Here is a 14,434-nt window from a genome sequence, read left to right as displayed (position 1 = left end):
TTTAGCATAACTAAGCTCTACAGCTTTTTGTTTAAATTCTTTGGTGTAAAAATTTCGTGCTTTTGACATTATTATTTTTTTAAAGTTTATAAATATATAAACTCCTTTCTTACTGTCCAGTCAAATATAGCAAGTCCAGTACATCCACAAAGACTATATCGTATACCCTTTGGTCTAAGGCATGTAATGCCGAGGGAAAGTCATGAGCAACACTAATTTGAAATTTCATTTCTTTCTCCTGTCCCAGATTTATAAAAGCATGCTCATAAGCATCGGTAATCAGCGGATGGTCATCTACTAATAGTATTTGAAATTTAGAAGTATTCATTTTTTATCAATTGTTATGGGAATACTGATTTGAATAATGGTTCCTTTTGTGGGGTCACTATAGAGATCAAAGATGCCATTCATCTTTTTAACCCTAGAAGCCATATTTTTAAACCCAATTCCTTTTTTATTCTTTCTTTTTTTAAACCCCACCCCGTTATCCTCCATAAAGAGAATAAGCCTATTATTATTCCATGAAAACTCTATTTTAAACATTGAAGCCTGAGCATGTTTAATGCAGTTTAGCAGCCCTTCTTCGACAATGCGGTATAAGTTTATTTTTATAAAGTTATCAATATGTTCCCATGGGATTTGCTCATCATTGTATAACACATAATCAAACTTTCCCACCTTACTTCTTTTTGCAATAAGGGCTTTTACAAGCTGTATAAAATCAATCGGAAGTTCAATAGTTTTGTTTCTAAGTTCATGAGAGAGTTCCCTGATATCCTTTTCAATTTGTTGTAATTCGTTGAGATAAATTTGGTGTTTGTCAAGGGTTTTGTCAGTCCCTTTGAACTTGAGATATCCCCAGCTCATGCGAAGGGCAAATAACCTTCCTAGTATACCATCATGTAATTCCTCTGAAATACGAACCCGCTCCTGATTACGCCCCTGTTGTAGTCTCTCCTGTAATTTTAATGAAAGTAGGTAGATGTGTTCACTTGCTTTTTGTTCTTTACTTTCTAATTGCAATACCCTGTTATATGCTTTTTGGCGGTATATCCAATAGGTGAGGGAAATCAAGAGTATTGATAAAAGTGCAACAATAATAATCCATACCTGTCTGAAAGTTAATTCTTTATTCCGTTTAATATATTGATTGGTCTCATATTGAATCCGCGTAAATTTATTTCGTGTTTTTCGTTCTTGAGATTGTACCTTTTTATTCAGCGCTATGTACTGATCGAGATAATCCGACTTGTTTTCTGTATCGAGATCGGCCAGAAGCTCTAGTGCCTGCAGGATATCCCGGTTATTTTTAATTTGTTTGGCCTTCCGATATGCATTATTGGCATATTCAAGGGCTTTAGTGGTATCTTTATTAGTAAAATAATGAGCCAACCGGATGTTACTCATAATAACTCCTGGTATATTGTTTAGGCTGTCCCTAATATAGAGAGCCTTTATAAATTCCGGAAGTACTGTAGCAGTACTGTCCCTGAGTAATTGGCTATGAGCACGGTTGTCAAGTAGTCGGGCATATAAGTAAGGATCTTTATTTTTTAAATCAGGCATTTCAAGGGCTTTATCAAAATAGGAAATGGCTTTTTCTTGATCTCCTTTCTTTTGATATATAAGTCCGATGTTGTTCTGACTATCCTGAAGAAACAAGGACTTATTTTGGACATATTCCAGGTATTCCAATGCCTTTTGATGATAGGAAATAGCTTTATCATATTCTTGTAATTCTTCATAAACGATTCCTAGTAAATTATAGCATTCATAGAGTTGACGGTATTTCTTTAATTCCTGAAATGTGTCAATAGCCCTAAAGAGCAACACTTCAGCTCCGGTATAATCCTTTAGACGTCCTTGAATAAAAGCCATATTATACCGTATTTTGGCTGCATAATAAGTGTGATGAACTTTTTCAAAATCATCCAATGCCTTCTGATAATGGTAGTAGGCGCTGTCATATGCAATTTTATTTAAATAATAGGCTCCATAATTCCAATGAATATCTCCCATTTTAAAGGTGTCCTTCACTGATATAGCTATTTGCATGGCATTGTAATTGGCTTTTAAAAACAAACTGGAATCTTGGGCGTTAGTAGCCAAAGATGCGATCTCATAAAAATATCTCAACCTTACTGTGTCCGCTATTGTTGAATGATTAAGGGTATAGGCCTTTTGAAGGGATTCAGTTTTTAATAAATTGGAAACCGTATTTTTTTTAGCCTTTGAAATAAGCATAGCTATACTATCTCCTTTCTTCTGAGGTTCTGGTTTATCCCGGTCAAAAGATCTTTGACAACGGGTGTTCAGTAAAACCAAAATAATGCAAAAAAGGAGTGAAGAATGGTAATATGTTATACCCCGGAACTTCACGGTACATCAACTGGGGGAAGGTTAAAAGTAATAAAAAAAAGTCTTTATTGGGGGAGGTAAAGACTTCTTTTTGTGAACATTAGTGATTAAATAAGACTTAATCCCGATCATTATCAGGACGCGCACTGGAGTCATCCCCTGTAGCATGGGTCTCTAGGAGCAGATCGTTTTCCGTCTGATCATTGGGTGGTGTACAGGCTGTGAAACAGTTTAAAAATACAATGAGTAAGATGCTTTTTATAAGAGTTTTCATAAGGATTTAATTTTTGGTTACACAATAGGTTTATAAGCCCGTGCGATCGGGCTAAAGATTCTCTGATTGTGCACAATTGAGAGCATTGAAATGAAAAACATTCGCAATGCTTAAAGCAGCTTTATAGGGTGAATTTAAAAGGTGAAAGCGTAAATACACTACTATTTTTGCAGCCTTTAGTGAGGAATACAGTTCTGTGAGTGAATAGCTGATTTTTAAGAGGATGGATGATTTTTAAAACCCCATGGAAGCATTACAAAGAGTCGTGTGTACTTTTCTAATCTGAGGGTAAAATTTCTTACTAAAGGGAATGGGAAGATTAAGATTTTGTAGCATACAAATGGTTTTCCCGTAATCAATTCTGGAGATTTTTAAGGTATTGACAATATAGCTTTTATGGATACGCATAAAGTGGCTGGGCAATTTGGATTCATAAGTTTTGAGTGTTTTAAAAGCACTGATGGTTTTACCATTACTCATATGAAAATCTGTGGTATTGTTATCAGCTTTTAAAAAAAGGATATCATGCGTATTGAGGTATTGGTAATCTTTATAAGATTTTAGGCAAATATATTCTTGATGATTTCCGAATTGTTTTTGGTATCGGGAGATACATTTATACAATTCTGCATCAGAAAGTGGCAAAAGTAGGTAGTCAAAGAAATCGTGTTTGATGGCTTTATATGCTTGCTGTGTTGAAGTAGAAAGCGCAATAAATTGTGGGAGTTTGATATCGAGCAAGTGACATTGAAGTGTAAAATCGAATGGCTGTTCTGTTAAATTATCAACATTTATAAATACGAGTTCCGGTTGATTGGTAATCAGATATTCCATAGCCATAGTCACATGACATTTATGCACTACTGATGAGTTTTTATCAATTGAAAGTATGACCCTTTCAATGACACGACTATTTTTCTTATCAGATTCTATGATGAGATAATTTTTCAAAAGCTGGAATTCTGCATTTAAAAGTAACAACCTCTAAATGCTCTCAGGTAGACTTGATGTATAAAAAAAGTATTCATAGAGTTTACTATTAAATGGCAAAACCCTTCTAATTTGCTTTATCATCAGAAATTGAAAAATACATCCGGCTATGAATGTATATGAAGTGCACTTGGAAGAATTAGATCAAGCTATTGAAAGCTTGGAAATGGAAGAGGAAGATATCCTTATCAAAGCAGAAAAAGGGATTAAACTTACCCAAAGGGTCATTGAAAAATTAAGAGGACAAGTCATCATTAAAGGCTTTATAAGCAAGGGCAGTGAAAAGATTTTTTTTAAATCCATTAAACCACAGATCTTTAGCAAACTTATTTATTATGTGAAACTATTCACCATTGAGAGTAAACGACCTAGGAGTAGTAAGGAAGCTCAAAAGCAATATTTTGTAGAGCATATTGACAAACTTCAAGATTACTTTAATGACAATCTGGAGTTTTATCATTACTACCGTCGCGGGGCTACGATATTTGACGATCAATATTTCTTAAGAGGAAAAGCTGATATTCGTTTACACCCCGATACCTTTCATTTTATTACTGATGAGCAGTTTTCTACTTCTCATGATAGTTCCGTAGCCACAATTATCGCTTATGATATGCTCATTGCGCATCTTAAAAAAGAAATTGAAAAACTGGACAACAACAGAGATATGCCTTCTAAATTTCGTTTGAAACAGCCTATTCCCAAACTATTTTGGACCGGGAATAAGGTTGATCTCATTGAGTTGATCTATGCATTACATACCAGTAATGTTATTAATAGTGGTACGGCTGACATCAAACAGATAGCCCTCACTTTTGAAACCATTCTAGACATGGACTTGGGGGATTATTACAGAACCTATTTGGAGATCCGATCCAGAAAAATTCGAAGAACGAAGTTTATTGATAAACTCAAAGATTCACTGCTGGAACATATGACTGATATGGATGCCTAAAAACACCCAACTTGGGTAAAATGATAGCTAGAAGGATAGCTCCTATAATTTAATGTTAATTGGAGTTTTGAAGTAAAATTAAAACGTCAAATTCCACCATTTTATATCAAAAAAATATTTGAAAAAAAACACCCAAGTTGGGTACGCCTTGTGAAAAAAATCCATGTATGCGTTAGAGTTTTGTATCCGAAAGTCAAACTTGTAAAGGAGCCATCAGGTTAGTTGACAGCAATGGGGTGGCTTCTTTTTTAAAACAATTCATTATGCCAGCAAACATTATTACAACAGATGACCTTAGGGATTTCAAGGAAGAATTATTAGAAGAAATCCGACAATTATTAAAATCTGGTACTACCCACGAATCCAAAAAATGGCTTCGCTCGACAGAGGTATTAGAGCTTTTACAAATCAGCCCCGGAACACTTCAATCTCTTAGGGTTACCGGAACCTTACCTTATAGTAAAATAAGAGGAATGCTCTATTACGACATGGAGGATATACAAAAACTGATGGATGCTAACCGTATTGATGTTCAGTTATGAATTATATACAGCATCTAAATACAGTTTTTGAAAAGTTTTATAGGGATGAACGTTTGTATACCAGTCACATAAGTTTGTATATGGCTTTGTTCCACTATTGGAACTTAAGACATTTTGCACCCTCTTTTCATATTCGTCGCGGGGAGGTCATGAAGTTATCGGCTATTGGTTCCAAATCCACATATCATCGATGTATCAGAGACCTTCACCGTTGGAACTACCTACGATATGTTCCTTCCAAAAACTCACATCTAGGAAGCCAGGTATCTTTATGGGACTTTTCAAGTGGCAGTGTCCCACAGCTGGGACACTGCACTCCCAGAGCTAGTCATCCTATAGGATTGGGGAGCTCTATAATGGGACAGGAGCATCCCATAGATGGCATCTATAATAAAACAAAGAAACAATCAAACACCCAAGAGAAAATTGACAGTCCCACATTTGAACAAGAGATCCTATCATACTTTGAAAAGCATCACGGGTCTTTGGGCGAGGGACAAAAGTTTTTTAATCATTACCGATCTACAGGATGGAAAACTGGTAACGGAACAACTATTGTCAATTGGAAGGCTGCGGCGGAAAAATGGATGTTAAAAGCCGATGAAATAAAAAAGAATCAACAAGGGAACCATCCGGATTATTTAAAAACTAAAAAGAGTAAAGACTATGCGCAACCCCTCTAAAATAGTTGAAGGCAGTGTGGAATTCTCTCTTGGAGATTGGAATGGGCAGGAGATGGTTTATAGTTTTCCAAAGATATGGATCTATTTAGAGGCCAAGGGAAAACTACTTTTTGGCAAAGATTTTCAGTTATATAGTGAAGACCGGGAGATGCTCTTTAAGCTTTGCAATTATATGGTTGGTGAGCAGGCCTATTGCAGTAAATACGGACTCGATCCTGACAAGGGTTTACTACTTTCCGGTCCTGTGGGCTGTGGAAAAACCAGCTTGATGAAACTACTGCGATGTATTGTGCCATACCAGCGCCCCTATGAGATCATCCCCTGCAGGAATATTGTATTCGGATTTAACCATCTGGGATATACGACCATTGAAAGTTATGGCAATAGCGGATATTACAGTTTCGATGATTTAGGGGTGGAACCCACCGGCAGACATTTCGGGAAGGATTGCAATGTAATGGGAGAGATCTTACTCAGTCGCTATGAACTGTTCAAAAGTAACAAAATCAAAACCCATATAACTACCAATTTAAATGCTGACGAACTGGAGGATCGCTATGGGAATCGGGTTCGTAGTCGTATGCGTGAGATGTTTAATCTGGTAGCTTTTTCTGCAAAAACTAAAGATAAAAGGAGGCAGGCTATGCCAAGTAAAAATTAATCAACTAAATAAAATATGATGAAAATAGCTTTCTACAATATAGAAAACCTTTATCAGCGAGATACCTCTTTGATAGTAGATTCTTTAAATCGTTCATTAAAATTATGGATGGAAGAGTTTGAAGCCCTTTTAAGGAAAGACAATCGCATGGATACTGATTATGAGCGGCTACGGGAATTATCATTTTTAATAGGGTTCCAAAAAGTGGCTAGTGAACCCTATGTGATTCTACGTAAACGCAAGGGAACGTTGTATATTCGTAAGCGAGGAAATACTTTAGACTACAAGGCTAATACTTTAACTGATTGGAATGGGTGGATAAAAATGGGAACTCGTCCCATCTCAAAAGCCTCCACAGCTCATAAAGCTAAGGTGATTACCGATTGTAATCCGGATATCCTATTGCTTCAGGAATTAGAAGATCGAACTGCTCTTATGGAATTTAATGACCAATACCTTTCAGGTACTGAAAAGCACATATACCATCATTGCTCGTTATTGGCAGGCAATGATTATTGTGGTAGGGAGATGGGGATCTTATCAAAAAAATATTATCCCATCGAAGCAGTTAGGAGTTATAATTATAAAACTGATGGTATGGCGATGTTTGATCAAGATTTTCAACAATACCAAATCCGACTTCCAACAGGGGAGGAGCTTTACGTACTTATGGCACAGTTGCAATTTCCAAAAGGAGATAAAAACTGGGAAGAAAAAAGGAGAAAGCAACAAGTAGCGTGTATTGCTAACGTATATAAAGAATTACAAGAAAAGGGTAAGAAGTATATTGCTATAGTCGGTACATTTTATGTGCCGTCTTATGCAACTATTTTAGCTCCAATATTTAGGCAAACTGACGCCAGAGATATTTCAAAACACCCCGATTTCAAGGTAGAACTGGACAAGGGCAGGGATAGAAGTTATTACCGTCTTGGAGCATATGCAAAGGGGATTAATATCAAGCAGGAAGATTACCTGATACTTTCCCCTGCACTGCTCAATAGGGTAAAAGCGTGTGGTTTAAACAGAAAAGGAATGTGGCCAAAAAACCGATCGCAATGGAAGGTATACCATTCAATCAAAGCTGACACAAATGCCGCTAGTAATCATCCTTTGATATGGGTAAACCTCCAAATATAATTATTCCTTTTAAATAGGTATCTTAGTTCCTTATTAATTCCATAATCCAAACAGTTTCACTATATGGAAGAACAACAATTATATTTAAAAACATACCCCACTGAAGGTTTTGAAAAACATCTTCAAGATTCAGATAGAATTTTTTTTTCAGGAATTTATGGTTTGGGAAAAACTACCTTTTTAAAAAACAGATTTAATCTACAAGCCGGAGATTTATGTGATAAATATATAGCATTTCATTTATTCCCTGTTAATTATTCTGTAGCGAATACCAAGGATATTTTTGAACTTATAAAGTATGATCTCTTATATCAACTTATAACATACTTCTCAATTGAAGAATTATCTGAAACTGAAACTATTTATAAAAACAGTTTAGTAGGGTATTTGTCCGAAAATTTTCATGAACTGTTTTATACTTTTTTGATATCCATTCCTAAAATAGGTGCTTCAATTCAAACTATCAAAGAAAATTTCGATGCTTTGGTGAAAAGTTATGATGCCTACAGAGAAGAGAATAGAAGTTCTTGGGAAAATATTGAATCTTTTGTTGATAAAATTACGATAGAGAAAGGAAGTATTTATGAAAATGATTTTTATACACAATTGATAACAGGGCTTGTAGAGAAATTAAAAAGTAAATATTCCGATAAAAAAGTTGTTTTAATAATTGATGACCTAGATCGAATTGATCCCCATCATATATTTCGAATTTTAAATATTTTTAGTGCACATGTTGATTACGATTATTTAAATGATACCTATTCCAACAAATTTGCAATAGATAAAATCGTAGTTGTTGGGGATTATTATAACATTAAGAGTATTTTTCATCATATATATGGAAAGGAGACAGAGTTTAGGGGTTATATTGATAAATTTTATAGCAATAGTTTGTACGAACTATCTTTTGAAGATAATTTATATGATATTTTGATTCCCCATTTATTGAAACAAAGGTCTCCCAATCAGAAAAATTTGCTGGAGTTACTTATATTTATTTTAAGCGTTCTTTTTGAGAATAAAAGCTTTAACCTTCGTCAGTTAAAGAAACTTCAATCTTATACAAGACAAAATGATATTAGAAAATTTGATGATGTATTGAAGCTGCTTTTCTTCTTATATAATGGTGATGTTTATCATTTAAAGGGAGTTCTTGAAAATTATAATAATCTTAACGCATTTAATGACGATTACCAGTCCTTGGCTGTTGAGTTTTTGCAATATGTATTAGGGAAATGTCATGAAAATAAGAATAATAGAATTGAATGTGACACTACCTCTGGCTCAGAGAAAAAATGTACTTATACTTTGGAAGGCTATGTTAATAATGAGATTGCTTTTAGAGTTGATCATGTAGGGTATGTCAAAATAAGCCGTGAGGATATTACTAACGTCACAGTAGAGGACTTTTGGAGCGTTCTAATAGACTCTTTTAATTAAAAACACTTCTCTATTTTCTTCGTGCTAATTGATTGTACACTTCATTTAAGAATAAAAGAATTATGACTTTAAGATTTTTAAAAACCAGATATACAGCTTTTTTCATAGGAGTAGAAAATTATGAATTAATATTTTAGTGTAATCGACGTTTTGCAATTGGTATAATTCATTTTTATTGGAAATAAAACCGACTTCCAAAAGCACAGATGGACATTGAACAACAGCTTCCTGAAGCACCTGAAAGTTTGCAAATTTTACACCACGGCTTTTCAGTTCATATTCTTCTTCCAAATGCAAAACCAAATCAAGTGCTAGGGAGATGGATGTCCGGATATTTGCATAGCTTCCGTTTCCAGGATAAGGAACAAAGGCTTCGACCCCGTTTGCACTGGTATTAATAGACCAATTGCAATGAATGGATAAAAATAAATCAGCTTTTAAGGCTATGGACAGCCGAGCCCTATCCTTTAATGAAATTAAAGAATCGGAGTAGCGGGTCAGGTAAATTTCCAGTTTGTTATCTCCGGTTTTCTGGTAATACTTTACAAGCCGTTTGGCCATAAGTAGGGTGATATCCTTTTCTTGAATACCATCGATACCGATTGCGCCGGGATCTTTTCCTCCATGTCCAGGATCTATAACAACAATCATTTTTTGTTGAGGCAATTCCTGTCCATGGCTCTTTAGAAAAGAGCATAAAACAGCTAAATGGAATAGGATTAATAATCGATTCATTTTAAAAAAATTGATTGTTTAAAATGCAATAAAATCTGTATAGGACTGAAAATCATTCAAAAATTAACGGTGCTAACCGTTAAAAAATAGAGATCCGAGAGTCTTTAAGTCATTTCTCTGTGAATTTTACATCAGAAACTTTTTAAAACTGATTTCTGATGAAAAAATTACAATTCCTTTCTACGGTAGTATTACTGCCTTTTACGACTTTGGCCCAGATTGGCGGTATAGAAGATAGCGTCAACAACATTTCCGATACGATACGATCTGTATTTCCACTTATCTTGGGGATCATCTTTCTGGTAGGCTTCCTCTTTAATGCTGGTCATTTTTTTGGTGAAAATGCAGACCTGAAAAAAGGGATTACTCGCGTGCTAATTTTTGTCCTAATCGCCGGCGCTGTTGTAGGCATCTTCACGTATCTGATAAGTCTAACGGTATAACGGGAGCACTATGAAAAAGTTCACTCCTTACAAAGCGATCCGCAGACGAGCCATGATTATGGGCTTGCCCATCGGATATTTTGCCATACAGATGATTTCGGTCATAGCATCTCTATTGGTCATCATTTTCTCCTTTCACCTAGGGATCATTTTTTTTCTGTTGGTGACCAATTTCTTCCTGTTTATGATCCTGACCAAGCTGACTCAGGCTCCTGAACTTTTACGATTCAAGAAAGTATTTCCGGATATGATCTCTGGCAAACTAAACAGTCACTTGAATTATGAAAATTAACCTTACCGATTTTCATCCGATAGTAACGATTCGGAGTCATAGCGTATTTGCCTCCAATGGTAATGTAGTGTTGGGTTATAAAATAAACCTCCCTGAGATCTATTCCCTTTCGGAAAAAGATTTCGATGATCTGCATGGAGCATGGTTTCAGGCTTTAAAGGGATTGCCTGCGGGAACGGTGGTACACAAACAGGATCTGTACCAAAAGGCCACTTTCGCTGCGGCTGGTTTGCCAAACACCACTTTTTTAGAAAAGTCCACATACAATTACTTCAAAGGCAGGCAGTACATGGCTCACACCTCATATCTGTTTTTCTGTTGGCCTAAAAACAAAGCTTTTAACAAAAGCGGTTATAGCAATCCTTTCAAAAAACTTCCGAAACACATAGTGCCTGCCATGGATATGGCATTGGATGAATTTAAAGGAGCAGTAAGGGATGCGGTCAACTTTATCAATAACAGTAAAAAACTCCATCTTACCCCGCTCAACCCAAAACAGATAGAGAAGGCCACTACCCAATTTTTTAATTGTTACCAAGAGGGTATGCATACCGATATGGTTTTGGACAAGGACGGTGTACAGATAGGGGATCACTTTGTTGATGTACTGGCGGTAAACAACGAAGGGTGTTTCGGGGAAAGTATTCAAAGTTCTAAGATCAACGATAAATTTACTTCCGATGATTTTACGTTTCATCAGGGGTTTATAGATGGATTGGGTCTTCATCTGAACGAAAACCATATGGTGAACCAAGTACTATATTTAGATGACAAACACCGATGGCGCAAACTATTGGAGAAACGGGTAGAGGAGCTGAAAAAAAGTTCCAATTTCGGAACCCAGAACAAGGTAGTGCTGGAAAAGATACAGGACATACTTCGGCAGATTAACCATGACGAGAGCAGTCGGGTTATCCGTGGCCACCTCAATGTGATCTTTTGGTGCCAAGAAGTCGGACAACTAAATACTATTGCCTCTAAAATAAAAGCCGAGTTTAAGGAATTGGATATGATTCCTTATGCTCCAAGAGGAGAAGCACGAAAACATTATATCCTGAACAGTTATTTTGGGTATAGCGCTAATTTCTCGAACGAGGATTTATATGTTACCGATTTAAAACATGCGTTATGTCTATTTCTAAACAATACCAACTATAAGACTGATGATACTGGCGTCATCTTTAACGACAGACAGCATAATATACCGGTTTTAAAAGATGTGTGGGACGAAAATAAAAAACGCATTAAAGCAAGGAACTTTGCCATTTTCGCCCCCACGGGTGAAGGCAAATCTTTTCTGGCTAATAATATTCTAAGGCAATATTTTGAACAAGGGGTACGGCTGGTCATAATAGATCTGGGCGGTTCCTATACCAAGTTTGCCAAACTTTACCCGGATGATCATGCCATACTGCGGTATGAGCAAGGCAAAAACTTAGGGATTAATCCTTTTTATAAATCCCCCGGTGATGGTGTCCCACCGGAGCAGTTGGAGGATCTGTCTACCTTTCTTCTGGAACTCAGCGCTTCGGGATTACAGGTTGCCAAAGGGCAGGAGGTGGCCATGAAAAAAGTACTGAGATATTATTATAAAAACACTTCTGGATCGTATTCATTGGAGGGCTTTTACCGATTTGTAGAGGACAGGCAGGATACCTTGCTTAACCATTTACACCTGCAAGAGGGATATTTCGACATTGCACATTTCTTACACATCATGTCCGAGTATGTAGGAGAGGGATTGTACAGTTTTCTTTTCGAAACCAATGCGGACCAAACCTACAAAATTGAAGACAAACGACTTATCATTTTTGAATTGGATGAAGTCCGAGACAATAAAGAGATCTTATCGGTGATGCTAAAACTCATTAAGTCCGCAATTCAACGTACCGTATGGCAGAACCGCTCTGAAAAGGGGATTATTCTCTTTGATGAGTTTGCCAAGCAGCTCAAGTTTGAGAATGTGCTTGAGAGTGTAGAATTTTACTATCAGGCCATCCGGAAACAAAACGGGGCTATTGGGATTATCCTGCAATCCATCAACCAACTCCCTGAGAATAGTACTTCGGCTAGCATTCTGGAAAACACCCAGATCATTTATAGTCTTCGAAATGAAAAGGGATATGCCGATTTAAAAAAGCGACTTAACCTCTCTGCACATGACCTGAACCAACTTCGCTCTATGCGTAACAACTTTATTGGGGAGCGGAAGTACACTGAACTTTTTTTGAAAATTGGCAAGGAGAGCAATGTATTCCGCCTAGAAGTCCCTCCTGAAGTATTTGCAGCCTATCTCACTGACGGCACTGAAAATGAGATCATAATGGACATTTGGAAAAAGACTGGAAATATGAAAACTGCAATCCAGGAATATGTCAAAAACACTATAAAAAACAAGAAACAATGAGAAAAGCAATCATAACATTAGCTCTAACACTGGCTTTACTCTTTTTATCGTCTGCTCGTGCTATCTGTCAAGGTATGCCGGTATATGATAATACCAATTTTATCAGTCTAGCGAAACAATTGATCGAATCTGCCAAGCAAACCTCTCAACTTCTGAAAACTGTGGAGTATTTAAAGCAACAGAAAGAACGGATCGAAAAGGTGAATAATGTTCTGAAGCAGCTTAAAGCTGCCCGTGAAATTGTGGACAACAATCAACAATTGTTTGATATGGTTCGAGGTGATCTTAAGGAAATCCTGAGCTCTCCCTATGTCAGGCCGGAGGAAATGCAGCATATTTCTGATGCCTTTAATAAAATTATTGATAGATCATTGGAAGACCTGGAGTTTATGGATCAGCTTCTGACCAGTAATTTTTTAGAGATGACCGATGCCGAGCGTCTGGAAATCTTACAGCAGCAGAAGGAGGCCAGCCGGGAAATGATTATGGAGATCGGGGTCAAAAAACGCCGCTACGAGATGGTGATCGATTTCCGCGAGCTACAAGACCGGATCAATAACAGGGAAAAGAGCTATTAACCCACTATGTCAACAGCAGTAAAAATTAAGGATTATGATTTCATTAAGTATAGGTCTGGAATATGTGGATGCTATTTATCAGACGATACAGGATAGTGATTTTTCGCAGTATACGATTATTGGAATGAAGACCCTGGCTGTACTCTTCTTTCTGATTAACCTCCTGAAAAAATACAATGAAGGAGCGGTAGAGCAGGGTGGGTATACCTGGGGACTAAGTCCCAATGAACTCATCAAGAATTTTGCTGTGGTTCTGGTGGTGATCTTTTCCACACAGGTACTGGGCTTTTTTGATGGGGTATTGGTGGCTATCGAAAACCAGTACCGCAATACCGCTCCGGCACTCTTGCCTTTACAATTTCAGGATTTTCCCATTGAGGAAGACATCGGTGCTATTGAAGCCACCAAGAAGGCCTTGACCGTACTCTATGAGTTCCTGACCTCTCCGTTTTACGGGATGCAACTACTCGCTTTTGGCCTTGGGGTATTTCTTTGGATCATCGATATTTTTATTTACCCCTTGTTTTTGGCCGAGCGTTTCTTCCTGTTGGGCATTATGAAGGCTTTCTTTCCTCTGGTGATCAGTATGGCTGTATTTGAGAAGTTTCGAGAGATGTCCTATCATTTTTTTAAGCTGTATGCCGCTGTTTATATGATGGCTCCGGCTTTTTTCCTGGTCAATGTATTTATCAACCTGTTCTATACGGAACTCAATACTAACTTTTGGGAGAACCTTTTCGGGACGGATATCGGGAGCCATTATTTCGCTTCCATCATACAATTGGGCTCATTTGGACTTGCTATATTTGACTGGACAGTAAGAAAGGAGTTTATATATTTATAAACTTTAAAAAAATAATAATGTCAAAAGCACGAAATTTTTACACCAAAGAATTTAAACAAAAAGCTGTAGAGCTTAGTTATGCTAAAGGT

General features: G+C 36.7%; 15 protein-coding genes. 11 read left to right on the top strand and 4 right to left on the bottom strand.

Translation table 11 applies throughout. The features are described 5' to 3' along the window. Nucleotides 1-109: 109 nt before the first annotated feature. The 3 genes from AC13CQ_RS00350 to AC13CQ_RS00340 form a co-directional block, all read right to left on the bottom strand. Entirely contained in the window at nucleotides 110-328 is a 219-nt protein-coding gene (locus tag AC13CQ_RS00350) for a hypothetical protein (RefSeq protein ID WP_482882603.1), read from the bottom strand. After that, the gene (locus tag AC13CQ_RS00345) at nucleotides 325-2,244 is read right to left on the bottom strand and encodes a tetratricopeptide repeat-containing sensor histidine kinase (RefSeq protein WP_482882602.1); all 1,920 of its coding nucleotides are present in this window, start codon (nucleotides 2,242-2,244) and stop codon (nucleotides 325-327) included. The genes AC13CQ_RS00350 and AC13CQ_RS00345 overlap by 4 nt, the downstream gene beginning before the upstream one ends. 622 nt (nucleotides 2,245-2,866) lie before the next feature. Continuing rightward, nucleotides 2,867-3,472, bottom strand: coding sequence for a LytR/AlgR family response regulator transcription factor (locus tag AC13CQ_RS00340; protein ID WP_482882601.1), 606 nt, complete (start codon nucleotides 3,470-3,472; stop codon nucleotides 2,867-2,869). 259 nt (nucleotides 3,473-3,731) lie between these two features. Here AC13CQ_RS00340 and AC13CQ_RS00335 point away from each other — a divergent pair, with 259 nt between their 5' ends. The 6 genes from AC13CQ_RS00335 to AC13CQ_RS00310 all read left to right on the top strand — a co-directional run bounded on the left by AC13CQ_RS00335 (nucleotide 3,732) and on the right by AC13CQ_RS00310 (nucleotide 9,046). Then, complete coding sequence (locus tag AC13CQ_RS00335; RefSeq protein ID WP_482882600.1) at nucleotides 3,732-4,577, top strand: RteC domain-containing protein; 846 nt, start codon at nucleotides 3,732-3,734, stop codon at nucleotides 4,575-4,577. A 263-nt stretch (nucleotides 4,578-4,840) separates the two neighbouring features. Beyond that, nucleotides 4,841-5,119 carry a helix-turn-helix domain-containing protein gene (locus tag AC13CQ_RS00330; RefSeq protein ID WP_482882599.1) on the top strand — a complete coding sequence of 93 codons (279 nt, stop codon included), beginning with the start codon at nucleotides 4,841-4,843 and terminating at the stop codon, nucleotides 5,117-5,119. A gap of 341 nt (nucleotides 5,120-5,460) precedes the next feature. Further along, nucleotides 5,461-5,802 (top strand): hypothetical protein, encoded by a 342-nt coding sequence (locus AC13CQ_RS00325; RefSeq protein ID WP_482882598.1) that lies wholly within the window; start codon nucleotides 5,461-5,463, stop codon nucleotides 5,800-5,802. After that, nucleotides 5,786-6,463, top strand: a complete 678-nt coding sequence (locus AC13CQ_RS00320; RefSeq protein WP_482882597.1) for a P-loop NTPase family protein — start codon at nucleotides 5,786-5,788, stop codon at nucleotides 6,461-6,463. Before AC13CQ_RS00325 ends, AC13CQ_RS00320 begins: the two co-directional genes overlap by 17 nt. A gap of 15 nt (nucleotides 6,464-6,478) precedes the next feature. After that, nucleotides 6,479-7,603: a hypothetical protein gene (locus AC13CQ_RS00315; protein WP_482882596.1), complete on the top strand. Its 1,125-nt coding sequence runs from the start codon at nucleotides 6,479-6,481 to the stop codon at nucleotides 7,601-7,603. A gap of 63 nt (nucleotides 7,604-7,666) precedes the next feature. After that, nucleotides 7,667-9,046, top strand: coding sequence for a P-loop NTPase fold protein (locus tag AC13CQ_RS00310; protein ID WP_482882595.1), 1,380 nt, complete (start codon nucleotides 7,667-7,669; stop codon nucleotides 9,044-9,046). Nucleotides 9,047-9,148: 102 nt separating this feature from the next. On the opposite strand, the gene AC13CQ_RS00305 is transcribed toward AC13CQ_RS00310, so the two are convergent. Beyond that, the gene (locus tag AC13CQ_RS00305; protein WP_482882594.1) at nucleotides 9,149-9,781 is read right to left on the bottom strand and encodes an N-acetylmuramoyl-L-alanine amidase family protein; all 633 of its coding nucleotides are present in this window, start codon (nucleotides 9,779-9,781) and stop codon (nucleotides 9,149-9,151) included. A 158-nt stretch (nucleotides 9,782-9,939) separates the two neighbouring features. Here AC13CQ_RS00305 and AC13CQ_RS00300 point away from each other — a divergent pair, with 158 nt between their 5' ends. The 5 genes from AC13CQ_RS00300 to AC13CQ_RS00280 are packed head-to-tail and all read left to right on the top strand — an operon-like array spanning nucleotide 9,940 to nucleotide 14,345. After that, nucleotides 9,940-10,224: a hypothetical protein gene (locus AC13CQ_RS00300; protein ID WP_482882593.1), complete on the top strand. Its 285-nt coding sequence runs from the start codon at nucleotides 9,940-9,942 to the stop codon at nucleotides 10,222-10,224. Between the two features lie 10 nt (nucleotides 10,225-10,234). Continuing rightward, nucleotides 10,235-10,516 carry a hypothetical protein gene (locus tag AC13CQ_RS00295; RefSeq protein ID WP_482882592.1) on the top strand — a complete coding sequence of 94 codons (282 nt, stop codon included), beginning with the start codon at nucleotides 10,235-10,237 and terminating at the stop codon, nucleotides 10,514-10,516. Further along, a complete protein-coding gene (locus tag AC13CQ_RS00290) occupies nucleotides 10,503-12,923 on the top strand; it encodes a TraG family conjugative transposon ATPase (protein ID WP_482882604.1) in 2,421 nt (806 codons plus the stop codon). The genes AC13CQ_RS00295 and AC13CQ_RS00290 overlap by 14 nt, the downstream gene beginning before the upstream one ends. Beyond that, on the top strand, nucleotides 12,920-13,501 hold the full coding sequence (locus tag AC13CQ_RS00285; RefSeq protein WP_482882591.1) for a conjugal transfer protein: 582 nt from the start codon (nucleotides 12,920-12,922) through the stop codon (nucleotides 13,499-13,501). The genes AC13CQ_RS00290 and AC13CQ_RS00285 overlap by 4 nt, the downstream gene beginning before the upstream one ends. 34 nt (nucleotides 13,502-13,535) lie before the next feature. Next, entirely contained in the window at nucleotides 13,536-14,345 is an 810-nt protein-coding gene (locus tag AC13CQ_RS00280; RefSeq protein WP_482882590.1) for a hypothetical protein, read from the top strand. Nucleotides 14,346-14,434 lie beyond the last annotated feature (89 nt).

The sequence above is a fragment of the Galbibacter sp. L-19 genome (genome assembly GCF_056857615.1).
Note: the sequence above shows the minus strand (reverse complement) of the source record. Positions and strands in the feature narration are given on the sequence as shown.

Coding starts and splice junctions, on each gene's coding strand:
- AC13CQ_RS00310 (WP_482882595.1), top strand. CDS start 7,667: ATGGAAGAACAACAATTATATTTAAAAACATACCCCACTGAAGGTTTT.
- AC13CQ_RS00345 (WP_482882602.1), bottom strand. CDS start 2,244: ATGCTTATTTCAAAGGCTAAAAAAAATACGGTTTCCAATTTATTAAAA.
- AC13CQ_RS00335 (WP_482882600.1), top strand. CDS start 3,732: ATGAATGTATATGAAGTGCACTTGGAAGAATTAGATCAAGCTATTGAA.
- AC13CQ_RS00315 (WP_482882596.1), top strand. CDS start 6,479: ATGATGAAAATAGCTTTCTACAATATAGAAAACCTTTATCAGCGAGAT.
- AC13CQ_RS00300 (WP_482882593.1), top strand. CDS start 9,940: ATGAAAAAATTACAATTCCTTTCTACGGTAGTATTACTGCCTTTTACG.
- AC13CQ_RS00340 (WP_482882601.1), bottom strand. CDS start 3,472: ATGGCTATGGAATATCTGATTACCAATCAACCGGAACTCGTATTTATA.
- AC13CQ_RS00285 (WP_482882591.1), top strand. CDS start 12,920: ATGAGAAAAGCAATCATAACATTAGCTCTAACACTGGCTTTACTCTTT.
- AC13CQ_RS00280 (WP_482882590.1), top strand. CDS start 13,536: ATGATTTCATTAAGTATAGGTCTGGAATATGTGGATGCTATTTATCAG.
- AC13CQ_RS00330 (WP_482882599.1), top strand. CDS start 4,841: ATGCCAGCAAACATTATTACAACAGATGACCTTAGGGATTTCAAGGAA.
- AC13CQ_RS00295 (WP_482882592.1), top strand. CDS start 10,235: ATGAAAAAGTTCACTCCTTACAAAGCGATCCGCAGACGAGCCATGATT.
- AC13CQ_RS00305 (WP_482882594.1), bottom strand. CDS start 9,781: ATGAATCGATTATTAATCCTATTCCATTTAGCTGTTTTATGCTCTTTT.
- AC13CQ_RS00320 (WP_482882597.1), top strand. CDS start 5,786: ATGCGCAACCCCTCTAAAATAGTTGAAGGCAGTGTGGAATTCTCTCTT.
- AC13CQ_RS00350 (WP_482882603.1), bottom strand. CDS start 328: ATGAATACTTCTAAATTTCAAATACTATTAGTAGATGACCATCCGCTG.